Genomic DNA, 23,592 nt, shown 5'->3' on the forward strand with positions numbered 1-23,592 from the left:
TTCCCGGCGAAGTGGATGCCGGTTCGCCTAAAGAAATGCGACCAGGCAAAAAGCATTTCCCGGCGAAGTGCCAAGGTGCGTTTCTGCCGGTTCGCCGTCAGGAAATGGGCCTAGGCAAAAAGCCCATTCAACCTGTGGCCGTTTAGCCCTTTTGCGAGGGCAAACCGTGTGTTAACGATTACGGATACGGCATTAGAGACAGGGTGGGGTCGTGTTCGAAGAAGATGTCAGGCGGCGTATTCACTTCGCTCCGGCGCCTGCCTGGGTAAAGGAACTCGACTTCAAGCGGCCGCCGCTGCTCGACAGTTCGCGCGCGCCATGGGGGCTTTATACCTGGCTGGTCGATGACCAGTCCAGGCTGACGGCCCGCCCGCAGCGCTACAATCGCACCATCGAAGAAGTGGTCAATCTGTCGGCGCTGGACTACCTGGCCAATGTCACCCTGCCGTTCAATCCCTACTATGACGACCTGACCATCCACCATATCCGCATTATTCGCGGTGAGGAGGTCATCGAGGTCGATGTCGAAAAGCGCTACTTCGTCATGCGCCGCGAACGCAGCTTCGAGCGTCTGGTGCTCGACGGCCGCTGGACCATGGCGATCAATCTGCCGGACGTTCGTATCGGCGACGTCATCGACATGGCGCTGACGCTGGAAGGCGATCCGGCCTGTTTCCAGGGCGAAATCTCCATGCCGACGCCGCTGCAAAGCGGCATCTTCTGGGACAAGCGCCACGTCCGCATGATCGTGCCGCCTGAACGCAAGCTGATCCTCAAGCCGTTTGCCGCCGGCTGGTATGAGCCCGAAAAGGCTGCCCTGGCCGATGGTTCGACAGAGCTGGTGTGGCAGGATGCCAATATCCCGCCTTGCGACTATGAGCGCGACATGCCGGGTTGGGTCATTCCGGCCAAGGGCTTCTTCGCGACCAGCATCGACACCTGGGAACGCGTCGCCGACCTGATGCGCGCGGGATTTGAAGATGACCATGACTATCCCGATGGTCTTTTGCAAGTGATTGCTCAGATCGAGGCGGATCACAAGGAAACGCCGGACCGCATCGTCGCCGCGGTGCGCTGGGTGCAGCAGAGCATCCGCTACTTCGCCTTCTCCTTCGGCGAAGGCGGCTTCGTGCCGCGCAGCCTGCACCAGATCTATGCCGATCGTATTGGCGACTGTAAGGACGTCTCCAAGATGATCGCGGCCATGCTGACCAAGATGGGCGTGGAATCGTATCCGGCGTTGGTCGATACGCGCCGTGGTCATGATCTCATCAACCAGCCGCCGCGGCTGGGCGCCTTCAACCACTGCATCTCGATGTGCGTCCACGACGGCAAGACCTATTGGTTCGAAGGCACATCGGACGTCGCCCAGGGCGGCGACCTGGAGCACTTGGCGCAGAACGACCTTGGTTATGCCCTGATCCTGAAGCCGAAGTCCGAACTCAAGCGCATGATGGAAAAGCGTCCGAACCTCGACTACGAGGTGCGCGAAGTCATCAACCTGCCCAAGAAGAAGGGCGAGGAGACGCTGATCGAGATTGACTATATCTATCGCGGCAGCCGCGCCGATGGCGTGCGCCGGGAACTGCAATACCAGAGCCTGACCAGTTATATCGAAGATCGCTGCGCCTTGTTCAGCTATATCTATGGCATGAATATGTGCGCCATCCCGCAGATGGTCGACGATCGCCGCAATAACGAAATCACCATCAATACCCTGGTGACCACGACCAATCCGTGGCACCGCACGGGTATACCGTTCGAGAAGATTTTCTTCAGCCCGGAGTCGGGCTTCGACTATGCTTTGGATGAGCCTGACGGCCGCCGTTATTTCCCGTTCGACATGGGCGATGTCCGCGAAGGCCGCATCACGACGGTCATCAAGACGGACTATGAACTGGACCTGCCGACCCAGTCAAAGACGTGGAGCTTTGGCGGCGTAACCCTGAGTTTCACGCCGAAGGTGACGCCGGGCGGCTATGAGGCCGTGCGAGACTACGCCGTGACCCGGCCCTGGCTGACAGCCGACGAGAAGGGCGCGCTCGACCGCGCCTATGGCGAGATCAGCGCCTATGACCGACTGAGCATCCGCGTGCAGGAAAAGAAGGTGCTGACCTGGCTGCCAAGCTTCGTGACGCGGGCCGCCATATGGGGGGCCGTGCCCGTGGTGGGCGGGCTGATCTGGTGGCTGACCACGCTGTTGTGACCGGTAACATTTTTATTGACCTGACATCGATGACAGGCTTAACTCGCTGATAAGCAATCAGAGAATTGCTCAATCAGGGAGATGTTCATGAAAGATACGGCTTCAATCAGCCGTCGGAGCCTTTTGCTCACGGCTGGCGGTGCTTCACTTTTGGCAGCCTGTGGTGGTGGCGGAGGAAGCAGCAGTTCTGGAGGCGGCGGTTCCAGCAGTTCGTCGAGTTCGTCCAGTTCCAGCTCGTCGTCGTCCGGCCCCGTCCTGCCCGATCCGGCCACGGCGCCGGCTTTGAAGACGCACTTCGCCGGCAAGTTCAAGATCGGTATGGCGGTCGACCCTGGCCAGGCCGTGAATTCAATAACCAACCCTGTCCTGCTCAAGCACGCCAACAGCATCACAGCCGAAAGCGTCATGAAGGCCGATCCGATCGGTGTCAGCGCCGGCGTCTATAACTATACCCAGGCTGATAGTCTGATTACCCTGGCCCAGACCAACGGCATTGAGGTCCGGGGCCACGCCCTGTTGTGGCACCAGACGAGCCCGGCGTGGTTCTTTGCCGGCGATCCTGCCAGCCCGACCTATAAGGCCACCGTGCGGGCACGATTGGAGACCTACATCACCGACGTGGTGACGCACTTCAAAGGCAAGGTTTATGCCTGGGATGTGGTCAACGAAGCGACAAGGGATGATGCTTCCGGCAATTACCGCAATTCGCAGTGGTATCAGATATTTGGGAACGATTTTATCGAGATCGCATTCCGCGCGGCCCGAGCGGCGGATCCAACCGTGCAGTTGTTCCTGAATGAGTACGGCACCGAATATGCCGACAAGCGTGGACGCTTCCTGGCCATACTGGATGAGATGCTGGCGCGCGGTGTGCCGATCGATGGCGTCGGCCATCAGTTCCACATCAACACCGGGTCTCCCACGGTCGCTGAGGCCAAGGCCGCGTTGACCGCCGTGGAGACGAGGGGGCTGATCAATCACATCACGGAAATGGATGTGTCGCTCTACACAGCTGATGCGGGCAGTTGTTATGGCAGCCCGCCGACGGGATGTCAGGCAGCGTTCGTCGCCGGGACGACCGCCTATACGACGGCGCTTCAGGCCCAGGCCCTGCAATACCGCGCCATGTTCAAGCTGTTCACCGAGCACACCAGCGTCAAGTCGGTGACCATGTGGGGCGTTGCCGATAACTCGACCTGGCTGTCGACCTTCCCGGTAACGCGGCTTAATCCGCCCCTGCTGTTCGACGCGACCGGCAAGCCAAAATCGGCCTTCTGGGCGGTGGTCGATCCGGCATTCGTGCCCTAACAAAACTGGATCGGAATGGAATGTCATTCCGATCCAGGTTTGCTTTCAGGCGCAGTGTTTTGCCAAAACCGATGCGCATTGCTTCAGCAGGCTGTGAAAAACCGAAATATGCCTGTTGCCCTTTGGCGCAAGCGCTGATACATCGCACGGCTCTCGTGGACTTACACATCGCTGCAGGTCCAGGTGAAGGGGTATAGCTCAGCTGGTAGAGCGTCGGTCTCCAAAACCGAAGGTCGTGGGTTCGAACCCCTCTGCCCCTGCCATTCCACAGCGTCTTTTCGAAACGCAGCCGGCAAACCAAAAGTTTTGCCGCGTTCGACAAGAATCGCTGCAATTTAAAGGGAGGCTTGAAAATGCGTTTTCGAGCCTCATTTCTGTTGTTTGAAAGCTGTGCAGGTGCGCGGCGACAGACGTGAATAGGCTTTTGATGGTCAAGAAACCCGATCCCAAACCCGCCGCAAAGACGCCGACCGTGTCGACGGGCAAGACGACGCTGGGCAAGATCGAGCCGGTGAAGGTCGCCGCTTCGGCTGCTGCCGCCGAACCCAAGAAGCCGTTCAACCCGACGAAATTCTTTACGGAAGTTCGCGCGGAAGCCCGTAAAATTACCTGGACATCGCGCAAGGAAACCTGGATCACCACCGTCATGGTGCTGCTCATGGTCGTGCTTGCCGCCGTGTTCTTCTTTGTGGTGGACGGGGCTTTGGGTTACCTGACCAACCTGCTCACCCACATCGGCCGAGTGTAAGGACTTAAGACGCATGGCTATCGTTCAAGACGTTACCGCTCCGGTTACCAACCCCAATCATAAGTGGTACATCGTCCACGCCTATTCGAACTTCGAAAAGAAGGTCGCAGAGGCGCTGCGCGATCAGGCCAAGGCGCAAGGCCTCGAAGACAAGTTCTCCGAAATCCTGGTGCCGACCGAAGAGGTCGTCGAGGTTCGCCGCGGCCGCAAGTTCAATTCCGAGCGCAAGTTCTTCCCGGGCTACGTGCTGGTAAAGATGGAACTGACCGACGAAGCCTTCCACCTGGTCAAGAATACGCCCAAGGTCACCGGCTTCCTCGGCTCGGGCGCCAAGCCCATGCCTGTGTCGGAAAAGGAAGTGCAACGCATCGTCGGCAGCGCCGAGACCGCCGTTGAGCGCCCGAAGCCCGTCCAGTCGTTCGAAATCGGCGAGAAGGTCAAGATCACCTCGGGCCACTTTGCCTCGTTCGACGGCGTCGTCGAAAGCGTCGATCAGGAACACGCCCGCCTGCGCGTTTCGGTGTCGATCTTTGGTCGCGCCACGCCGGTCGAGCTGGAATATGCGCAGGTCGAAAAGACCGTCTGACGCCAGTTACAGCCAAATTCAAAAAGCGCCTTGGGCAACCGGGGCGTTTTTTTGTGCCCGCCATAATGGTTTGACCTTTGGCACTCAAATGATAGCCTTGGCCAAAACTATAATGGGAGGATATTATGACGCTTCGTAAGGGCTGCTGCGCCGTGCTTGTGGGAGCGGCTGTCCTGTCGGCGGGGGCTGTGTCTGCTGCGCCCAAGCGCCCTGCTATAACCGGCGTGTCGCATATTGCTGTCTATGCCGCCGATCCGGCCGCCAGCGAACGCTTCTATACGCAAGCTCTGGGCGCGGTGAAAGCCAGCGACCCTGAAAATGCGGCGGGTGTGCGTTACGCCTTTTCCGACACGCAGTTCGTTGAAATCCTGCCGAGACCCGACACCAGCGTCAACCGACTTGACCACGTTTCGTTCGTGACGGCTGATGCCGAGGCTTTGCGCGCCTATTTGGCATCGCGCAATGTCGCTGTGCCGGCAACGGTATCTACCGGCACCGACGGCAGCCGTTATTTCTCGCTGCTTGACCCGGAAGGCAACCATGTCGAGTTCGTTCAGCCGCCCAAATCGCCGGCGCGTACCGGTGCAAAGCCGATATCGGGTCATATCATGCATGTCGGGCTGATCCTGCATGATCGGGCCCGCGCCGACGCCTTCTATCGCGAAATCCTTGGCTTCAAGCCCTACTGGTACGGCGGGTTTGCAGAGGACAAGCCAACCTGGGTATCGCTGCAGGTGCCGGACGGCACTGATTGGATCGAATACATGCTGGTCGATCCCGCCGACGGCCGCGGCATCCCTTCGGGCATGAGCCAGAAGACCGCCGGCATCCTCAACCACTTTGCGCTGGGCGTTCCCGATATCCGCGTGACCTATACGCGGCTGTGGAACGAGAAGCGGCTGGAGGGCCAGGACGAACTGCCCAAGATCGGCCGCGACGCCAAATGGCAGCTCAACCTCTATGATCCGGACGGCACGCGTGCCGAGGTCATGGAACTGAAGGCTATTGGTAAGCCTTGCTGTTCACCGTTCACGGCTAAGGATCCGGTGAAGTAAAGCCTTGCCAGAGAAGGGAAAGTCCGTTATGGGCAGCGCTCTTCTTTTTAAAGAAGAACCAAATCCGTGGGAGGGGTGACCCAGACCACGGCTCAAACTGTGCCTCTTTGGGCACTCTAGGAGATATCAATGGCTAAGAAAATCCTGGGCTATATCAAGCTCCAGGTGAAGGCCGGCTCTGCCACGCCTTCGCCCCCGATCGGCCCTGCACTGGGTCAACGCGGCGTCAACATCATGGGTTTCTGTAAGGAATTCAACGCCCGTACCGAAAACATGGAAAAGGGCACGCCGCTCCCGACGACCATCACGGTCTATCAGGACAAGTCGTTCACCTTCACCATGAAGTCGCCGCCTGCGACCTTCTTCATCAAGCAGACGCTGGGCCTGAAGTCCGGCTCGAAGCTGCCGGGCCGCGATTCGGCCGGCAAGATCACGCGCCAGCAACTGCGTGACATCGCTGAAAAGAAGATGAAGGACCTGAGCGCTCACGACCTGGATCAGGCCGTGAAGATCATTGAAGGTTCCGCCCGCTCGATGGGCCTGCAGGTGGTGGACTAATATGACCAAGATCGCAAAACGTATTCAGGCGTGGAACGCCGACGCCACCAAGATCTATCCGCTGACGGAAGCGCTTGGCGTCGTTAAGGCCAACGCCAAGGCCAAGTTCGACGAATCCGTCGAAATCGCCATCAACCTGGGCGTTGACCCGCGTCATGCCGACCAGCAGGTCCGTGGCGTTGTCAACCTGCCTGCCGGCACCGGCAAGGACGTCCGCGTCGCCGTGTTCGCCAAGGACAAGAAGGCTGAAGAAGCGCTCGCAGCCGGCGCTGAAGTCGTCGGCGCCGAAGACCTGGTCGAAAAGATCCAGGGCGGCTTCATGGACTTCGACCGCGTCATCGCGTCTCCGGACATGATGGCCCTGGTCGGTCGTCTCGGTAAGGTGCTGGGCCCGCGCGGCCTGATGCCGAACCCGAAGGTCGGCACCGTCACCCCGAACGTCGCTCAGGCCGTCAAGGACGCCAAGAGCGGTGCGGTCGAGTTCCGCGTCGAAAAGGCCGGTATCGTCCACGTCGGCGTTGGCAAGGTGTCGTTCACGACCGAAGACCTGGAACGTAACGTCAAGGCTCTGGTCGACGCGCTGGTCAAGGCGCGTCCGTCGGGCGCCAAGGGCCTGTACGTCCGCAAGATCTCGTTGTCTTCGACGATGGGCCCGGGCGTCAAGGTCGATACGGCCACCACGAACCTGTAGTAAATTCCGCTGGCGGGGCTGCAAACCGTCATCTTCCTGCGATCCGGTGCTCACGTACTCAAGTACGCTCCGCTCCGGTTCTCGGAAGCTAACGGTTTTCGCCGCGCCATCGAAATTTACGCCGGATACAATTTGAAAAGCCGCTCCGGAAACGGAGCGGCTTTTTATTTTGTCCTGAATTGCTATAACGGCATTGTGGAGCGCAGATGCTGAAGAAAATTATTAGTTATTTCCTTGTGGCAGTTGCTCTTATAATTGGTGTGGCAGCCTCATACTACATGGGCGTCACGCATAAAAAAGGATACGATCCAGCCGTCGCTCATACGGTTCTGCGCCGTTAGCATTAGATTGGAGCTATTCTTTCTCCGCCCTTGATCGTTTGGGTGCGCTGGAGATTCAACAGGCATTCTGCTTCTTATCCCGGGCCCATTCCATGGCGCCTTCGATATGGCTGAGGAAGACCGGGTCGCTCCAGTCCTTGATCTGGTGGCCGAGCGCGCTGTAGAAAATGCCGCCCTTGGCCTGGCACTTCGTCCAGACGATCGGATGATCCTGACCCATGCGCAGCCGATCGGTTGGATCGTAGGTTGTCTCATCGACGGTCGCCAGGACGTGAACGCCCGGGCCGCGCGGATTGCGCTGGAACGTGTACCACTCTTCGTTATGCGTCCACTTGGCCGGCAGACCTTTCATCGACGGGTGGCTGGGGTCTTCGACGGTGAGGATGCCGTCCTGGATAGTCGGTGGGTGCGCGACAAAGCCAGTGCCGATGACATTGTCGATATACCACGGCCAGGGATGGTTCTTGGTGCCGCCGGCGCCGTGGACGGCGACAATGCGACCACCATTCTCCAGCCATTTCTGGAAGACGACCTTCTGTTCCGGCGTGAATATCTGGCCAGTCGTATGGTTGAGCACCAGTACGTCAAACCGCTTCATATCCTGGGCATTGAAGATCGCCGCATTCGACGTTTCGTAGATCGGCCAGCCGCGCTTGTTGGCGATGTCCGTCACCGCCTTGGCCGTCGCCGGCATGCTGTCGTGGCGCCAGTCATTGGCCTTCGACAGGACGAGAATGGCGTGAGGCTTGAGGTCCTTCGGCAGCTTGGGCGCTTCGGTCTCGAATACGGGGGTGGTGACACGCTCGGCCGAGGCGGGAACGGCGGCCAGGGCCATCAGTGCGGCTGTCAGGAATAGGGCACGCATGGAACATCTCCTCTTTTTCGAGAGGCTATGCCGTCTTTCACGCCACGGCAAGGGCCGGTATCGGGGGACCGGAATGAAAACGGAAATCGGTGTCGGGTTCCGAGACCAGGGCCTGTTCGATCGGCCGGATCACTGCGATGCGCCGTTCAATATCCCCGGCGTCGCCATAGAGGTGCGCCAGGCGGATATAACCCTGGAAGTGCCGGGCCTCGCTGGCCAAAAGTCTTGAGTAGAATTTCGACAGTTCAGCGTCGAGGTGCGGGGCGACGGCGCCGAAACGTTCGCACGACCGCGCTTCAATGAAGGCGCTGATTAACAGGATGTCAGTGAGCATACCGGGTTCATTGCGGCGAACCAGCGCACGCAGGCCCGAAGCATAACGCGCGGCGGACAGGGGGCGTAAGGGTATGTTGCGCGCCTTGATAATCTTGAGGACCTGCTCGTAATGGACCAGTTCTTCACGCGCCAGTCGCGACATGGCATTGATCAGGTCTGGCCGCTCCTGGTACTTGGCCATCAGGTTGATGGCATTGCTGGCCGCCTTGTATTCGCAGTTCTTGTGATCCAGCAGGAGGATGTCGACATTGGCAACAGCGGCGTCGATCCATGCCTGTGGCGTCTCGCTGCCCAGAAATTCTTGAATGCTGTTCGCCATTATCCTGCTCCATTGGTCCGGAGGCAGTGCCAAAATGCGCCGGTAAAATCAAGTCATCCCACATACTGTATACAGTCTTTGTGAATTTACTTAACAATGTAACTATTGTTATTGTTTTTGCAAGCCTATGCAAAATGACGAATGAACATTACGCATAATTCATTCGACAATAGGCTGCCTTCACGTAAACATTCTTGAGCAGATGCAGGTGCGGTTACTCTGATAGAAATATTACAGCTTTGTAATATTGGTTCGGATGGCTGCGTGTACATGCATACTTTGAATTTCAGAGATTATCTGAGTGAACTTCCTTCTCCGGGTTGCCGCAGCTCAGGTAATAAAAGGGGGAGGATGTAGGCGCGTCCTCCCCCGCCATAGCCCAGCGATATGCCAAGTGCCGAGAAGCGTTTCTGGGGTTTTGGGCTAAATATCGCGACAACCAAAAATGCGCGCCGCTCAGGCGCGATGGAACCCGTAGGCGCGCTCGATCCTGCCGATCCGCACTTCATAATGTTCGTACCAGGTCGCGCGCCCTTCCTTTTGCGCGGACAGGTGGTCGACCACGCGCTTCCAGGCACGGATACTGTCTTCATCTGCCCAGAAGGAATTGGTGATGCCGAAGCCATCGGCGTCGCGTGCACTTTCGACGCCCAGATAGCCCGGTTGCTGCGCCGCCAGTTCGGCCATCCTGTCCGCCATGTCAACATACCCCTGGTCGCCCTCGGTTCGGCGCGACGAGAAGCTGACGATATAGTAGGGCGGGGCGGGCAGGCCAGCGAAACTCATGTGGAGACACTCAAGGCTGGCACCCGCGAGAAGGTCTGGCGGTAGGCGGTCGGCGTCGTATTGAGCTGTTCGCGGAAGTGGTGGCGCAGATTTGTGGTGGTGCCAAAGCCTGCGCGCGTGGCGATTTCCTCAACCGTGATGTCGCTCGATTCCAGGTGGTCGCGGGCTTCATTCAGCCGCGCCGTCAACAGCCATTTGGCAGGTGTCGTGCCCGTGGCTTCCGAAAAGCGGCGCAGGAAGGTGCGCTCGCTCATGCCGGCTCGCTTGGCCAGATCGCCGATGCGATGATCCTTGTGCAGGTTGCGGCGCATATGATCGAGCAGCGGCCCCAACCGGTCGCTTTCATAGACGACGGGGACGGCGCGTTCGATATACTGCGCCTGGCCGCCGTCGCGGTGCGGCGGGACCACAAGCCGGCGGGCGACCGTATTGGCGGCGGCGGGCCCAAAGTCGCGCCGGATCAGGTGCAGGCACAGGTCGATGCCGGCGGCGCTGCCGGCCGAGGTCAGGATCTGGCCTTCGTCGATATAGAGCACGTCCGGCACGACCTCGATGTCAGGATAGTGCTTGCGGATGCGGTCGGTATATTTCCAGTGGGTGGTCGCTTTTTTGCCGTCCAGCAGACCGCACGCCGCCAGCACCTCAATGCCGGAGCAGATGGTCAGTATGCGCGCACCGCGGCCATAGGCGCGGATAATCACGTCTCGGAGCCTGTCAGGCACCGCCCGTGCAATGGGCCAGCCAGGAATGATAATCGTACCTGCATCCTCGATCGCTTCCAGGGGGTATGGCGCGGTGACGTGTACGCCAGCCGTCGTCAGGCAGGGCCCTTCGTCGAGCCCGACGACCTGGAAGCTGTACCAATCCGGGCCCATTTCCGGACGGTCGAGACCGAACAGTTCGACCGAAATCGAAAATTCAAACAGGGGCATACCGTCGAAGGCGACGGCGCAGACCTTGCGGTTGGGAAGCGGCGCGGGGAAGGACGTGTTTGGCATGATTCTTACTCTATATGTCATTTCCGCCACCTTCAAGCCGTGCTTCCCTTACGGCACAATCACTTTCATCAACAGTGTGTTGCAGACCCTCTTTGCCTGCCGTTCAGCCGTTCCGACGTCATTGCCTATCAGGCGGTACTGCCGGAAACTGTCACCATGTCCCGCCATACGCGCCGGGGACAGCATGGAAATGACGTTTGGCGGAAAGGCACGGTTCCTGCATTACGCTAGGTAAAGATTATTCGGGCACACACACCTTCTCCGGGTTGCCGCAGTCCGAATGATACGGAGGAGGATGTTGGCGCGTCCTCCTCCAACCCTTTTGAGGTTCATATGCTGGAACTCAGGCCAAACTGCGAATGCTGCGATCGCGACCTCCCGCCGGATACGCGCGAAGCCAGGATCTGTACGTTCGAATGCACCTTCTGCACCGACTGCGCGCAGGCCATGGGGCTCGCCTGCCCGAACTGCGGTGGCGAATTGGTCAGGCGGCCTATACGGCCGGCGCAAAAGCTGACCAAAAATCCGCCATCAGACCGGCGCGTTATACGCGCCGAGCCGTGCGATCACCTCAAAATTGCAGATGCTGCCGCGCGCGCCACCTGACCGTCCTGCGCGCCGGTGCCGCCGGACACACCGATCGCACCGACGACGACATTATCGACGATCAGCAGTTCCCCGCCTTCGATCGCCAGGGCGCCGGTGAAAATCGCGTTCAGCGTCCCGGCCTTGACGGCTTCCTGGAAATAAGATGTTGGTCGCTTGAAGGTGGCGGCAGTTTCGGCCTTGCGGCGTGCGACGTCGTTGGAACCGTATTGTGTGCCGTCCATTTTCTGGCTCAGCACCATGGCGCCATTGGGTTCGACAACCGTGACGACCATGTTCCAGCCATTCTTGCGCGCCTCGGCCTCGGCGGCCGCTGCGGCCGTTTTGGCCTCGGCCAGCGTGACCAACCGGCCATAGGGCGGGTAGACAACGGGAGCGGTGGCTGCGGGCTTGGTGTCCGCAGGTTTCGTTTCGGCCAATGCCGGTGCTGCCAGGGCAAGGGCGGCGGCGATGGCCAGGATAACAGGTTTCATGGTATCTCCCTTTGTGTATGACACCGATTTACCACGGCCATTTCGCGTCGTCATCATCGGCGAACCGTAATCAGGGCTTGCCTTTTCCTGTCTTTGCCTGTAAGTGGCCCGCTCCGGCGTGGAAGGCTTGCCTTTCACCCGTTCTGTCCGAGACCTTCGGGGAGCAGGGGCCACCTGTTCCATAATGTCTGAGAGCCCTCAGGCGCCGAATTGAGACGGGACGCGAAACGCCTCAAGAGATCTACTGTTTCCTTAAATGTGGAACCGTGGCCTCGTGGTGATCAGCATCTCATCTGGACAGTTACCCCTGACGGTTCCGCATTCGCGGTAACGACAGGGTTATCGTTGTTCCGGCCGCAAGGCCGGGATGTCACCGCCGTGACGGCATTTTGTCGTCACATATCCCATGGAGGCCACTTATGGACCGCGCTCAAAAAGCTGCGTCGATCGAAGAGCTGAAAAGCGTATTCGCCGACCATGCTACCGTGGTTGTCACCCAGTATACGGGTCTGACCTTTGTGGAATTGTCTGAACTTCGCAACCGCCTCCGCAAGGAAGGCGCCGTTGTGAAGGTGTTCAAGAACCGTCTGGCTCAAAAGGCCCTGGACGGCAAGGTCGGCGAAAAGGGCGATGCCCTGTTCAAAGGCCCTGTTGCCCTGGTCTATTCGGCCGATCCGGTTACCGCTGCCAAGATTTCCGTCCAGTACGCCAAAGAGAATGACAAGCTCAAGATCATTGGCGGCATCATGGACACGGAAGTCCTGACCGAAGCTGGCGTCAAGTCGCTGGCCACGCTGCCGTCCCTGGACGAGCTGCGCGGCAAGCTGGTTGGCCTGCTGCAAGCCCCGGCGACCAAGATCGCTGGCGTTCTGCAAGCCCCGGCCGGCGCCGTTGCCCGCGTCATCGCGGCACACGCCGAAAAAGCAGCCTAAGAACACAGACCCTTTCACTCAACACTTCATCTTTTAAGGAAATCAAATGTCCAAACTCGAAAAGCTGGTCGAAGACCTGTCCGCCCTGTCCGTTCTCGAAGCTGCTGAACTGTCGAAGCTGCTCGAAGAAAAGTGGGGCGTCTCGGCTGCCGCTCCGGTCGCCGTTGCTGCTGCTGCTGGCGGTGGCGCTGCCGCTCCGGCCGAAGCTGCTGAAGAGCAAACCGAATTCACCGTTGTCCTGGTTGACGGCGGCGACAAGAAGATCAACGTGATCAAGGAAATCCGTGGCATCCGTTCGGACCTGGGTCTGAAGGAAGCTAAGGACCTCGTCGAAGGCGCTCCTCAGAACGTCAAGGAAAACATCTCGAAGCAAGAAGCTGCCGACATCAAGAAGAAGCTGGAAGAAGCCGGCGCCAAGGTCGAAGTTAAGTAATTTCGGCTTTTGCCAATCTTTCTCGAACGGGCCGGAGGAAACTCCGGCCCGTTTTGTTTTATCCTCTCCCCATTGTGGCGGTGCTATTCTTGTGTGATCGGCGTGTTCGCTTTTACTTCTCCTCTCCCCATGCAAAGGGGGAGAGGAAAGGCGCGCAGCGCCAAGGTGAGGGGTAAGTCTTCAGCAGATACGCGCGCTGAAAGTGCGGTAACCCCTCATCCGGTTGAGCAAGCTCAACCACCCATCGCTGGCGAAAGCTATACTTTCGCTGGCGCTATACCCCTCAGGCGGGGAGAAGGGAAAATGCGCTAAGTCTTGATATGGTTGCTAGATGTCAAAAGCTTGCAAATCGCAATTGAATTTGCGGCGTCCGTCATGCCGCTCGAAACGTATGACTGGTGGATCATCGGCAGTGCGGCAATGGTTCTGTGTGGCGTCGAGACCGAAGCAAAGGATGTCGATATCTTCGTTTCGGAAGCAACGATCGCAGCCACTGTCGACGCCTTAGAGCTCGAAAGGGTGCCGCCGACGGATAACCCGCTGTTTCGCTCGACCGTCTTTGCCGCGCACCAACCGCCCGGTGGTGTGCCGGTCGAGTTCACGGGCGGGTTCGAAGTTAGGGTAGACGGGCAGTGGCGGCTGCTAAAAATCCAAACCCGCCGCAAGATCATGACGGCTGCAGGACCTGTCTTTGTGCCGGAACTGTCCGAGCAGATCACCATCCTTGAACTCTTCGGCCGCGACAAGGACTTGCGGCGCGCGGGCCTCATCCGCAGATTTCTGGCCGATGGGGCTTTGTAAACCGCCGGCTCTGCGCCATATCTAAGACATGGACGAGGGCACGGCCGTACCGGTAACCGACAAACCCAGGCCGATGCCCGCCGGCGTCGTGACGCGGCGTGTGACCACGCTGTCGCTGATGTTTGATCCTCGCAACTGGCCGATATGGATTGTTCCGCTGATCTGCGCCGCCGTATTTGCCGCTCAGCAGGGCGGCTTGCTGCCAATCGAAACCTACGCCTTTTCCGCGGAAGCCCTGCGCGAAGGCCGCTGGTGGACGCCGTTCACCGCGATGTTCATGCATGGCGACGGCATCAATCCGGTCATCAGCTACGCCCATATGGGCATGAATATGTGGGGTTACCTGTCGCTGGCGCCGTTGGTAGCGGCGCGCTTCGGCAAGGGCTGGCGCGGACTTGTACCCTTTCATGTCTTCTATGTGCTGATCGGCCTGGCCGGGATGGCGACTTTCTGGGCCTTTCATCGTGATGACGGACTGCAGACAGTTGGCGCGTCCGGCGCGCTCTACGGCATCTTTGCCGCCATGATGCGGCTCGATATCTTTGGCGATCGCGTGACGCCAATCTTCAGCCGCCGCACCTTAAGCGCAGTCTGGTTTTTCATTTGGAGCAATGCCCTGGTGATTGCCCTGTTCGGCGGGCCTCAACTGCTGTTTCAGGTTTTGGCGGGTCAGGCGCCGAACCTTGATGTGCCCATTGCCTGGGAAGCACACTTAGGCGGTTTCATTGCCGGCTTTTTCCTGATCGACCTGATGAGTGGCAGGGGATGGGATCGCGACTGGAAGGCGGGGATCGAGGTGATCAAGCTCGACCATCGCGCGTTTGAATGATCCGTACACACAGATAATCGTGTTCACAAAATTGCCCTCTTGACAAAAACCGAAATAAATCCATCTCCCCTCTTTACGAAACAAAATTAGTACGCTATGGCACGCTCCCCTCTAAGGCGTAGTGCGTCTTGAAACGGGACCCGAAGGCCGGCTTTATGCTCTTTCCGCCGGCGAGGGTTGATCCTGAAACGGATCAAAAACAAAAGCGTCTTTGGCCCCAAAGCCAAAAAAGAGCAGGCGCGAAGCAAACTCTGGTCCGGATCGGACCGATAACCTTTCGCGCGCAGTCTGACTGCCTTTTTACACGACCACACTTTTTAGCGTTTTCTCACGCCAAGGAAAAACGATGGCCCTGTCGTTCACTCAGAAGAAGCGGATCCGCAAGTCTTTCGGCCGCATCCCTGAAGCTATCCAGATGCCGAACCTGATCGAGGTTCAGCGCTCGTCCTATGAGCAGTTCCTGCAACGCTTCGTCCGCCCATCTGAGCGCGTCGACGACGGTCTGGAAGCTGTCTTCAAATCGGTCTTCCCGGTGAAGGACTTCAACGAGCGCGCCACGCTGGAATACGTGTCGTATGAGTTCGAAGAGCCCAAGTACGACGTCGAAGAATGCATCCAGCGCGACATCACCTATGCCGCGCCGCTGAAGGTCAAGCTGCGTCTGATCGTGTTCGAAAGCGACGAGGAAACGGGCGCCCGTTCGGTCAAGGACATCAAGGAACAGGACGTCTATATGGGCGATATCCCGCTCATGACGGACAAGGGCACCTTCATCGTCAACGGCACTGAGCGCGTTATCGTTTCGCAGATGCACCGTTCGCCGGGCGTCTTCTTCGATCACGACAAGGGCAAGACGCACTCGTCGGGCAAGCTCCTGTTCGGCGCCCGCATCATCCCATACCGCGGTTCGTGGCTCGACTTCGAATTCGACGCCAAGGACATCGTCTATGTCCGTATCGACCGCCGCCGCAAGCTGCCGGCGACGTCGTTCCTCTATGCGCTCGGCATGGACGGCGAAGAAATCCTCACGACCTTCTATGACGTCGTGCCGTACGAAAAGCGCGAAGCCGGCTGGGTCACGCCGTACAAGTTCGAGCGCTGGCGCGGTGTGAAGCCGGAATTCGACCTGATCGACGCCGACACCGGCGAAGTGGTCGCACCGGCCGGCACCAAGATTTCGGCGCGTTCGGCCAAGAAGCTGGGCGATACCGTGAAGGCGCTGCTGCTGTCGCCGGACGCCTTGATCGGCAAGTATCTGGCGCGCGACGAAGTCAACTTCGCCACTGGCGAAATCTACGCCGAAGCTGGTGACGAGCTCGACGCCGTCGCCGTCAAGACGCTGGAAGAAAACGGCTTCACCACCATCGACGTGCTCGACATCGACCACGTCACGGTTGGACCGTACATGCGCTCCACGCTGCGCGTCGATAAGAACAGCGGCCGCGAAGACGCCCTGTTCGACATCTACCGCGTCATGCGTCCGGGCGAGCCGCCCACGATCGAAGCGGCCGAAGCCATGTTCCAGTCGCTGTTCTTCGAAATCGAGCGCTACGACCTGTCCAGCGTCGGTCGCGTCAAGATGAACATGCGCCTCGAGCAGGACGTCGCCGACAGCGAGCGCGTCATGCGCAAGGACGACATCCTCAAGATCCTCAAGATCCTCGTCGGCCTGCGTGACGGCCGCGGTGAAATCGACGACATCGACAACCTCGGCAACCGCCGCGTCCGTTCGGTCGGCGAACTGCTGGAAAACCAGTACCGCGTCGGTCTGCTGCGCATGGAACGCGCCATCAAGGAGCGTATGTCCAGCGTCGATATCGACACGGTCATGCCGCACGACCTGATCAACGCCAAGCCGGCCGCCGCTGCCGTGCGTGAATTCTTCGGCTCGTCGCAGCTGTCGCAGTTCATGGACCAGACGAACCCGCTGTCGGAAATCACCCACAAGCGCCGTCTTTCGGCCTTGGGCCCTGGCGGTCTGACGCGCGAACGCGCGGGCTTCGAAGTCCGCGACGTGCACCCGACGCACTATGGCCGTATCTGCCCGATTGAAACGCCGGAAGGCCCGAACATCGGCCTGATCAACTCGCTCGCCACCCACGCCCGCGTCAACAAGTACGGCTTTATTGAAAGCCCGTACCGCAAGGTCGTGGACGGCGTGGCCCAGGAAGACGTGACCTACATGTCGGCCATGGAAGAATCGAAGCACGTCATCGCCCAGGCGAACATCGTGCTCGACGCCGGCAAGAAGATCGTCGAAGACCTGGTCCAGGGCCGTGTCAACGGCGAACCGGGCCTGCAGCAAGCTTCGACCGTCGACTATATGGACGTGTCGCCCAAGCAGGTTGTTTCGGTCGCCGCCGCGCTGATCCCCTTCCTCGAAAACGACGACGCCAACCGCGCCCTCATGGGCTCGAACATGCAACGTCAGGCCGTGCCGCTGGTGAAGGCGGATGCGCCCTTCGTCGGCACCGGCATGGAAGAAGTCGTTGCCCGTGACTCAGGCGCTACCGTTTCCGCCCGGCGTACCGGCGTCGTTGAACAGATCGACGGCACGCGTATCGTCGTGCGCGCCACCGAAGAGCAGGACCCGAACAAGCCGGGCGTCGATATCTATCGTCTGTCGAAGTTCCAGCGTTCGAACCAGAACACCTGTATCAACCAGCGTCCGATCGTTAAGGTCGGTGACAAGGTCTCCAGCGGCGACATCATCGCCGACGGCCCGTCGACGGACCTGGGCGATCTGGCCCTCGGCCGTAACGTGCTGGTCGCGTTCATGCCGTGGAATGGCTACAACTTCGAAGACTCGATCCTGATCTCCGAGCGTATCGTGCGCGACGACATCTTCACCTCTATCCACCTGGAAGAGTTTGAAGTCATGGCTCGCGATACCAAGTTGGGCCCTGAAGAAATTACCCGCGACATCCCGAACGTCGGCGAAGAAGCACTCCGCAACCTCGACGAAGCCGGCATCGTTGCCATCGGCGCCGAAGTCCAGCCGGGCGATATCCTGGTCGGCAAGGTGACGCCGAAGGGCGAAAGCCCGATGACGCCGGAAGAAAAGCTGCTGCGCGCCATCTTCGGTGAAAAGGCGTCCGACGTCCGCGACACCTCGCTGCGCCTGCCGCCGGGCGTTGCCGGTACTGTCGTCGAAGTCCGCGTCTTCAACCGTCACGGCGTCGAAAAGGACGAACGCGCTCAGGCTATCGAACGCGCCGAAATCGACCGTCTGGGTAAGGACCGCGACGACGAACTGTCGATCCTGGAACGCAACATCTACGGCCGCCTCAAGGAAATCCTGGTCGGCAAGACCGCCATCTCGGGTCCGAAGGGCCTGGGCCGTGGCGAGATCACCGAAGACAAGCTGGGCGAAATCTCGCGCGGCCTGTGGTGGCAGATCGCCCTCGAAGACGAAAAGGTCATGGGCGAGCTCGAGGCCATGAACCGTCAGTTCCAGGACGCCCGCAAGCGTCTGGACCGCCGCTTCGAGGACAAGGTCGAGAAGCTGCAACGCGGTGACGAACTGCCCCCGGGCGTCATGAAGATGGTCAAGGTCTTCGTTGCCGTGAAGCGCAAGCTTCAGCCGGGCGACAAGATGGCCGGCCGTCACGGCAACAAGGGCGTTATCTCCAAGATCCTTCCAGTCGAGGACATGCCCTTCCTGGCCGATGGCGAACACGTCGACATCGTTCTGAACCCGCTGGGCGTGCCGTCGCGCATGAACGTCGGTCAGATCTTCGAAACCCACCTGGGTTGGGCCTGCGCCAATATCGGCAAGCAGATCGCGGGTATGCTTGAAGACTGGCAGAATGGCGGCCAACGCCAGGCGCTCGTTGACCACCTGCAGACCGTCTATGGCAAGGATCAGGAACTGCCGGACACGGATGAGGAACTGATCGAACTGGCGAAAAACCTGTCGCGCGGCGTGCCGATTGCGACTCCGGTCTTCGACGGCGCCCATATCGACGACATCGAGGACATGCTGGAAACGGCCGGCCTTAACCGTTCGGGGCAATCGATCCTGTTCGACGGCCTGACCGGCGAGCAGTTCAAGCGTCCGGTCACGGTCGGCATCATCTACATGCTGAAGCTGCACCACCTGGTCGACGACAAGATCCACGCACGTTCGATCGGGCCATACTCGCTCGTCACGCAGCAGCCGCTGGGTGGTAAGGCGCAGTTCGGCGGTCAGCGCTTCGGGGAAATGGAAGTCTGGGCGCTGGAAGCCTACGGCGCCGCCTACACGCTCCAGGAAATGCTTACCGTCAAGTCGGACGACGTGGCGGGCCGCACCAAGGTTTACGAAGCGATCGTCCGTGGCGACGACAGCTTCGAAGCCGGTATCCCGGAATCGTTCAACGTCCTGATCAAGGAAATGCGTTCCCTGGGTCTGAACGTCGAACTGGAAAATGGGCAAGGGTAGTCAAGGGCGAGGGGCCTCGGGCCCCTCGCGCACCCTCTCTCTAGCCGTCCGTAATTTTTGAATTTCGTGCCGATTGGCACAGTGGAGTCACTGGAATGAACCAGGAAGTCCTGAATATCTTCAATCCGGTCCAGGTCGCCCCGACCTTCGACCAGATCCGTATTACTCTGGCGTCGCCCGAAAAGATCCTGTCGTGGTCATTCGGCGAAATCAAGAAGCCGGAAACCATCAACTATCGTACGTTCAAGCCGGAACGTGACGGCCTGTTCTGCGCCCGTATCTTTGGCCCGACCAAGGACTACGAATGCCTGTGCGGCAAGTACAAGCGCATGAAGTACAAGGGCATCATCTGCGAAAAGTGCGGCGTCGAAGTCACGCTGTCGCGCGTTCGCCGTGAGCGCATGGGCCACATCGAACTGGCTTCGCCGGTCGCCCACATCTGGTTCCTGAAGTCGCTCCCCAGCCGGATCGCCATGATCCTCGACATGGCGCTGAAGGACGTAGAGCGCGTTCTCTACTTCGAAAACTACATAGTCACCGAGCCCGGCCTGACGCCGCTGAAGCTGAACCAGCTCCTCAGCGAAGACGAGTACTTCCGCTATCAGGAAGAATTCGGCGATGACAGCTTCACCGCTGAAATCGGTGCCGAAGCCGTCCGCAACATGCTGATCGCCATGCAACTGGGCGAGATCGCTGAAAAGATCCGCGCCGACTTGGTCGACAACACGTCGGAAATGAAGGGCAAGAAGCTCTCGAAGCGCCTCAAGCTCATCGAAAGCTTCATGGAATCCGGCAACCGTCCGGAATGGATGATCCTGACTGTCGTGCCGGTCATCCCGCCGGAACTGCGCCCGCTGGTGCCGCTGGACGGCGGCCGCTTCGCGACCTCGGACCTCAACGACCTCTACCGCCGCGTCATCAACCGGAATAACCGTTTGAAGCGCCTGATGGAACTGCGCGCGCCGGACATCATCATCCGCAACGAAAAGCGGATGCTGCAAGAGTCCGTCGACGCCCTGTTCGACAACGGCCGCCGCGGCCGTGTCATTACCGGCGCCAACAAGCGTCCGTTGAAGTCGCTCGCCGACATGCTGAAGGGCAAGCAAGGCCGCTTCCGTCAGAACCTGCTCGGCAAGCGCGTCGACTATTCCGGCCGTTCGGTTATCACCGTTGGTCCGGAACTGAAGCTGCACGAGTGCGGCATCCCGAAGAAGATGGCTCTGGAACTGTTCAAGCCGTTCATCTATGCGCGTCTCGACGCCAAGGGCCTGTCGGGCACCGTCAAGCAGTCCAAGCGCATGGTCGAGCGTGAACAGCCGCAGGTGTGGGATATCCTCGAAGAGGTCATCCGCGAACACCCGGTCATGCTGAACCGCGCCCCGACGCTCCACCGCCTCGGCATCCAGGCGTTCGAGCCCAAGCTGATCGAAGGCAAGGCCATCCAATTGCACCCGCTCGTCTGTTCGGCCTTCAACGCCGACTTCGACGGTGACCAGATGGCCGTCCACGTGCCGCTGTCGCTCGAAGCCCAGCTCGAAGCGCGCGTCCTGATGATGTCGACGAACAACATCCTGTCGCCCGCCAACGGCCGCCCGATCATCGTGCCGTCGCAGGATATCGTCCTCGGTCTCTACTACCTCTCGCTGGTCAAGGACGGCGAACAGGGCGAAGGCATGATCTTCGGCGACCTGAACGAAATCCAGCAGGCGCTGGATTCGGGCGCGGTCTCGATGCACGCCAAGGTCAAGTGCCGCTTCACCCAGAAGGATGAAGACGGCGTCGTGCGCACTAAGGTTGTGGACACCACGCCTGGCCGCATGAAGATCGCAGCGCTTCTGCCGCAGAACGAGAATATCGGCCTGAAGGTCCTGGAAAAGACCCTGACCAAGAAGGAAATCGGCAACCTGATCGACGTCGTCTACCGTCACTGCGGTCAGAAGGCGACGGTGATATTCGCCGACCAGATGATGGCTCTGGGCTTCAAGGAAGCTGCCCGCGCGGGGATCTCGTTCGGCAAGGACGACATCGTGATTCCGGAAAGCAAGGTCGGCATCGTCGAAGAGACGCGCACCCTGGTCGAGGAATACGAGCAGCAGTACTCGGACGGTCTGATCACCAAGGGTGAGAAGTACAACAAGGTCGTTGACGCCTGGTCCAAGGCTACCGATCGCGTGTCTGACGAAATGATGAAGGAAATCAGCCGCAAGCATAAGCACGAGAATGGCCGCGAAAAGGAGATCAACTCGATCTACATGATGGCCAACTCCGGCGCCCGTGGTTCGCAGGCTCAGATGAAGCAGCTCGGCGGTATGCGCGGCCTGATGGCCAAGCCCGACGGCTCGATTATCGAAACGCCGATCATCTCGAACTTCAAGGAAGGCCTGTCGGTTCTCGAATACTTCAACTCGACCCACGGCGCCCGTAAGGGTCTGGCCGACACCGCGCTGAAGACCGCCAACTCCGGTTACCTGACGCGTCGTCTCGTCGACGTCGCCCAGGACTGTATCATCATGGAAGAAGACTGCGGCACGACGCGTGGCATCACGCTGAAGGCCGTTGTCGAAGGCGGTGACGTGCTCGTCTCCCTGGGCCTGCGCGTCCTCGGCCGTTGCACGGCGGAAGACATCAAGGACGTCGCCACAGGCGAAGTCGTGGTCGAAGCCGACGCCTATATCGACGAAGACGTTGTCGAGCTTATCGAAGCTTCGGGCGTCCAGTCGGTCAAGGTCCGCTCGGTCCTGACCTGCGAAGCCGATCTCGGTACCTGCTCTGCCTGCTACGGCCGTGACCTGGCGCGTGGCACCCGCGTGAACATGGGCGAAGCCGTCGGCGTCATCGCGGCGCAGTCGATCGGTGAACCCGGCACCCAGCTGACCATGCGTACCTTCCACATCGGCGGTACTGCCCAGGTCGCCGAGCAGTCGTTCTACGAAACGACCTCGGACGGCGTCGTGAAGATCTCGGGCGGCAACACCGTTCGCGGTTCGCATGGCGACCTAATCTCGATGTCGCGTAACCTGCTGATCACCATCCACCACGATGGCAAGGACCGTGAGACCTACAAGGTCGGCTATGGTTCGCGCCTGCGCGTCGAGGAAGGCACCGCGGTCAAGAAGGGCCAGCGCCTGGCCGAATGGGATCCGTACACCACCCCGATCATCACCGAAGTGGGTGGCAAGATCCGTTACGAAGATCTGACGGACGGCATGTCGGTCCGCGAGGAAACCGACGAAGCCACCGGCATCACCAACCGCGTCGTCGTCGACTGGCGCGGGTCGTCGAAGTCGGCGGACGTCCGTCCGGCCATGGCCATCACGGACGAAAGCGGCGCCTACAAGAAGCTGACCTCGGGTGCTGACAGCCGTTACTCGCTGCCGGTCGGGGCCATTCTGTCCGTCGGCAACGGCGATGATATCAAGCCGGGTGACATCCTGGCGCGTATCCCGACCGAAGGCGCCAAGACCCGCGACATCACCGGCGGTCTGCCGCGCGTCGCCGAACTGTTCGAAGCCCGCCGTCCGAAGGATTGCGCCGTCATCGCCGAGATGGATGGCCGCGTTGAATTCGGTCGCGACTACAAGAACAAGCGCCGCATCAAGATCACGCCGGAAGATGGTTCGGAACCGGTCGAGTTCCTGATCCCGAAGGGCAAGCATATCTCCGTCCATGACGGCGATATCATCCAGCGTGGCGACTACATCATCGACGGCAACCCGGATCCGCACGATATCCTGCGCATTCTGGGCGTCGAGGCACTGGCTGAGTACCTGGTCAACGAAATCCAGGAGGTCTACCGCCTCCAGGGCGTGCCGATCAACGACAAGCACATCGAAGTCATCGTGCGCCAGATGCTGCAGAAGGTCGAAATCCTCGATGCCGGTGACACCGGCCTCATCAAGGGCGATCACCTCGACAAGACGGAAGTCGATGCCGAGGACCTCAAGGTCGAAAAGCGTGGCGGTCGTCCGACTGTCAACCAGCCGATCCTGCTGGGCATCACCAAGGCGTCGCTGCAGACCAAGTCGTTCATCTCGGCCGCTTCGTTCCAGGAAACGACGCGCGTCCTGACCGAAGCTTCGGTCCAGGGCAAGATCGATACGCTGGACGGCCTGAAGGAAAACGTCATCGTCGGCCGTCTGATCCCGGCCGGTACGGGCGCCTACCTGCGCTCGCTGCAACGCATCGCGCTCAAGCGCGACGAGCAGCTGACGCACCAGCGCGAAGAGACGATGGAGCCGCTGCCGGCGGAAGTCCTGCTGGAAGGTCCGGTTGCCGGCGAGTAATTACTCGCTTGCGAA

20 protein-coding genes and 1 tRNA gene are annotated in these 23,592 nt (G+C 59.8%); 16 read left to right on the forward strand and 5 right to left on the reverse strand.

Going from position 1 to position 23,592, the window contains the following annotated elements:
• Positions 1–211 precede the first annotated feature (211 nt).
• The 9 genes from AC1DON_RS13145 (at position 212) to AC1DON_RS13185 (ending at position 7,493) form a co-directional block, all read left to right on the forward strand.
• Positions 212–2,206: a DUF3857 domain-containing protein gene (locus AC1DON_RS13145; protein ID WP_476935251.1), complete on the forward strand. Its 1,995-nt coding sequence runs from the start codon at positions 212–214 to the stop codon at positions 2,204–2,206.
• A gap of 87 nt (positions 2,207–2,293) precedes the next feature.
• Positions 2,294–3,514: an endo-1,4-beta-xylanase gene (locus AC1DON_RS13150; RefSeq protein ID WP_476935252.1), complete on the forward strand. Its 1,221-nt coding sequence runs from the start codon at positions 2,294–2,296 to the stop codon at positions 3,512–3,514.
• Between the two features lie 187 nt (positions 3,515–3,701).
• Positions 3,702–3,777 (forward strand) — tRNA-Trp (locus AC1DON_RS13155).
• A gap of 149 nt (positions 3,778–3,926) precedes the next feature.
• Positions 3,927–4,262 carry a preprotein translocase subunit SecE gene (gene secE, locus AC1DON_RS13160; RefSeq protein ID WP_476935253.1) on the forward strand — a complete coding sequence of 112 codons (336 nt, stop codon included), beginning with the start codon at positions 3,927–3,929 and terminating at the stop codon, positions 4,260–4,262.
• 13 nt (positions 4,263–4,275) lie between these two features.
• Positions 4,276–4,848, forward strand: a complete 573-nt coding sequence (nusG, locus tag AC1DON_RS13165) for a transcription termination/antitermination protein NusG (protein WP_476935254.1) — start codon at positions 4,276–4,278, stop codon at positions 4,846–4,848.
• 125 nt (positions 4,849–4,973) lie between these two features.
• Complete coding sequence (locus AC1DON_RS13170) at positions 4,974–5,903, forward strand: VOC family protein (RefSeq protein ID WP_476935255.1); 930 nt, start codon at positions 4,974–4,976, stop codon at positions 5,901–5,903.
• 129 nt (positions 5,904–6,032) lie between these two features.
• A complete protein-coding gene (rplK, locus tag AC1DON_RS13175; RefSeq protein WP_476935256.1) occupies positions 6,033–6,461 on the forward strand; it encodes a 50S ribosomal protein L11 in 429 nt (142 codons plus the stop codon).
• A gap of 1 nt (position 6,462) precedes the next feature.
• Positions 6,463–7,152 carry a 50S ribosomal protein L1 gene (gene rplA, locus AC1DON_RS13180; protein WP_476935257.1) on the forward strand — a complete coding sequence of 230 codons (690 nt, stop codon included), beginning with the start codon at positions 6,463–6,465 and terminating at the stop codon, positions 7,150–7,152.
• Positions 7,153–7,358: 206 nt separating this feature from the next.
• Positions 7,359–7,493, forward strand: a complete 135-nt coding sequence (locus AC1DON_RS13185; RefSeq protein ID WP_476935258.1) for a hypothetical protein — start codon at positions 7,359–7,361, stop codon at positions 7,491–7,493.
• A 55-nt stretch (positions 7,494–7,548) separates the two neighbouring features.
• Here AC1DON_RS13185 and AC1DON_RS13190 read toward each other — a convergent pair whose 3' ends face one another.
• The 4 genes from AC1DON_RS13190 to ftrA all read right to left on the reverse strand — a co-directional run bounded on the left by AC1DON_RS13190 (position 7,549) and on the right by ftrA (position 10,797).
• Complete coding sequence (locus AC1DON_RS13190; protein WP_476935259.1) at positions 7,549–8,358, reverse strand: ThuA domain-containing protein; 810 nt, start codon at positions 8,356–8,358, stop codon at positions 7,549–7,551.
• A gap of 37 nt (positions 8,359–8,395) precedes the next feature.
• On the reverse strand, positions 8,396–9,013 hold the full coding sequence (locus AC1DON_RS13195; RefSeq protein WP_476935260.1) for a MiaE family protein: 618 nt from the start codon (positions 9,011–9,013) through the stop codon (positions 8,396–8,398).
• 456 nt (positions 9,014–9,469) lie between these two features.
• On the reverse strand, positions 9,470–9,799 hold the full coding sequence (locus AC1DON_RS13200) for an antibiotic biosynthesis monooxygenase family protein (protein ID WP_476935261.1): 330 nt from the start codon (positions 9,797–9,799) through the stop codon (positions 9,470–9,472).
• A complete protein-coding gene (ftrA, locus tag AC1DON_RS13205) occupies positions 9,796–10,797 on the reverse strand; it encodes a transcriptional regulator FtrA (protein WP_476935262.1) in 1,002 nt (333 codons plus the stop codon). Before ftrA ends, AC1DON_RS13200 begins: the two co-directional genes overlap by 4 nt.
• A 333-nt stretch (positions 10,798–11,130) precedes the next feature.
• Between ftrA and AC1DON_RS13210 the strand changes: the two genes are divergently transcribed.
• Positions 11,131–11,403, forward strand: coding sequence for a DUF1272 domain-containing protein (locus AC1DON_RS13210; RefSeq protein ID WP_476935263.1), 273 nt, complete (start codon positions 11,131–11,133; stop codon positions 11,401–11,403).
• Here AC1DON_RS13210 and AC1DON_RS13215 read toward each other — a convergent pair.
• Positions 11,364–11,876 (reverse strand): GlcG/HbpS family heme-binding protein, encoded by a 513-nt coding sequence (locus tag AC1DON_RS13215; RefSeq protein WP_476935264.1) that lies wholly within the window; start codon positions 11,874–11,876, stop codon positions 11,364–11,366. The genes AC1DON_RS13210 and AC1DON_RS13215 overlap by 40 nt on opposite strands.
• Before the next feature lie 419 nt (positions 11,877–12,295).
• Between AC1DON_RS13215 and rplJ the strand changes: the two genes are divergently transcribed.
• From rplJ to rpoC, 6 genes are all read left to right on the forward strand, one after another.
• Entirely contained in the window at positions 12,296–12,808 is a 513-nt protein-coding gene (rplJ, locus tag AC1DON_RS13220) for a 50S ribosomal protein L10 (protein ID WP_476935265.1), read from the forward strand.
• 46 nt (positions 12,809–12,854) lie between these two features.
• Complete coding sequence (gene rplL, locus AC1DON_RS13225; protein WP_476935266.1) at positions 12,855–13,241, forward strand: 50S ribosomal protein L7/L12; 387 nt, start codon at positions 12,855–12,857, stop codon at positions 13,239–13,241.
• A gap of 375 nt (positions 13,242–13,616) precedes the next feature.
• Positions 13,617–14,042: a hypothetical protein gene (locus tag AC1DON_RS13230; protein WP_476935267.1), complete on the forward strand. Its 426-nt coding sequence runs from the start codon at positions 13,617–13,619 to the stop codon at positions 14,040–14,042.
• Positions 14,043–14,070: 28 nt separating this feature from the next.
• Positions 14,071–14,871 carry a rhomboid family intramembrane serine protease gene (locus tag AC1DON_RS13235; protein ID WP_476935268.1) on the forward strand — a complete coding sequence of 267 codons (801 nt, stop codon included), beginning with the start codon at positions 14,071–14,073 and terminating at the stop codon, positions 14,869–14,871.
• A gap of 346 nt (positions 14,872–15,217) precedes the next feature.
• Entirely contained in the window at positions 15,218–19,294 is a 4,077-nt protein-coding gene (gene rpoB / locus AC1DON_RS13240; RefSeq protein ID WP_476935269.1) for a DNA-directed RNA polymerase subunit beta, read from the forward strand.
• A gap of 95 nt (positions 19,295–19,389) precedes the next feature.
• Positions 19,390–23,577 (forward strand): DNA-directed RNA polymerase subunit beta', encoded by a 4,188-nt coding sequence (gene rpoC / locus AC1DON_RS13245; RefSeq protein WP_476935270.1) that lies wholly within the window; start codon positions 19,390–19,392, stop codon positions 23,575–23,577.
• Positions 23,578–23,592 lie beyond the last annotated feature (15 nt).

It is taken from the genome of Asticcacaulis sp. P4_H10 (assembly GCF_056400965.1).

Coding starts and splice junctions, on each gene's coding strand:
- AC1DON_RS13150 (WP_476935252.1), top strand. CDS start 2,294: ATGAAAGATACGGCTTCAATCAGCCGTCGGAGCCTTTTGCTCACGGCT.
- nusG (WP_476935254.1), top strand. CDS start 4,276: ATGGCTATCGTTCAAGACGTTACCGCTCCGGTTACCAACCCCAATCAT.
- AC1DON_RS13170 (WP_476935255.1), top strand. CDS start 4,974: ATGACGCTTCGTAAGGGCTGCTGCGCCGTGCTTGTGGGAGCGGCTGTC.
- rplK (WP_476935256.1), top strand. CDS start 6,033: ATGGCTAAGAAAATCCTGGGCTATATCAAGCTCCAGGTGAAGGCCGGC.
- rplA (WP_476935257.1), top strand. CDS start 6,463: ATGACCAAGATCGCAAAACGTATTCAGGCGTGGAACGCCGACGCCACC.
- AC1DON_RS13185 (WP_476935258.1), top strand. CDS start 7,359: ATGCTGAAGAAAATTATTAGTTATTTCCTTGTGGCAGTTGCTCTTATA.
- AC1DON_RS13190 (WP_476935259.1), bottom strand. CDS start 8,358: ATGCGTGCCCTATTCCTGACAGCCGCACTGATGGCCCTGGCCGCCGTT.
- AC1DON_RS13195 (WP_476935260.1), bottom strand. CDS start 9,013: ATGGCGAACAGCATTCAAGAATTTCTGGGCAGCGAGACGCCACAGGCA.
- AC1DON_RS13200 (WP_476935261.1), bottom strand. CDS start 9,799: ATGAGTTTCGCTGGCCTGCCCGCCCCGCCCTACTATATCGTCAGCTTC.
- ftrA (WP_476935262.1), bottom strand. CDS start 10,797: ATGCCAAACACGTCCTTCCCCGCGCCGCTTCCCAACCGCAAGGTCTGC.
- AC1DON_RS13210 (WP_476935263.1), top strand. CDS start 11,131: ATGCTGGAACTCAGGCCAAACTGCGAATGCTGCGATCGCGACCTCCCG.
- AC1DON_RS13215 (WP_476935264.1), bottom strand. CDS start 11,876: ATGAAACCTGTTATCCTGGCCATCGCCGCCGCCCTTGCCCTGGCAGCA.
- rplJ (WP_476935265.1), top strand. CDS start 12,296: ATGGACCGCGCTCAAAAAGCTGCGTCGATCGAAGAGCTGAAAAGCGTA.
- rplL (WP_476935266.1), top strand. CDS start 12,855: ATGTCCAAACTCGAAAAGCTGGTCGAAGACCTGTCCGCCCTGTCCGTT.
- AC1DON_RS13230 (WP_476935267.1), top strand. CDS start 13,617: ATGCCGCTCGAAACGTATGACTGGTGGATCATCGGCAGTGCGGCAATG.
- AC1DON_RS13235 (WP_476935268.1), top strand. CDS start 14,071: ATGGACGAGGGCACGGCCGTACCGGTAACCGACAAACCCAGGCCGATG.
- rpoB (WP_476935269.1), top strand. CDS start 15,218: ATGGCCCTGTCGTTCACTCAGAAGAAGCGGATCCGCAAGTCTTTCGGC.
- rpoC (WP_476935270.1), top strand. CDS start 19,390: ATGAACCAGGAAGTCCTGAATATCTTCAATCCGGTCCAGGTCGCCCCG.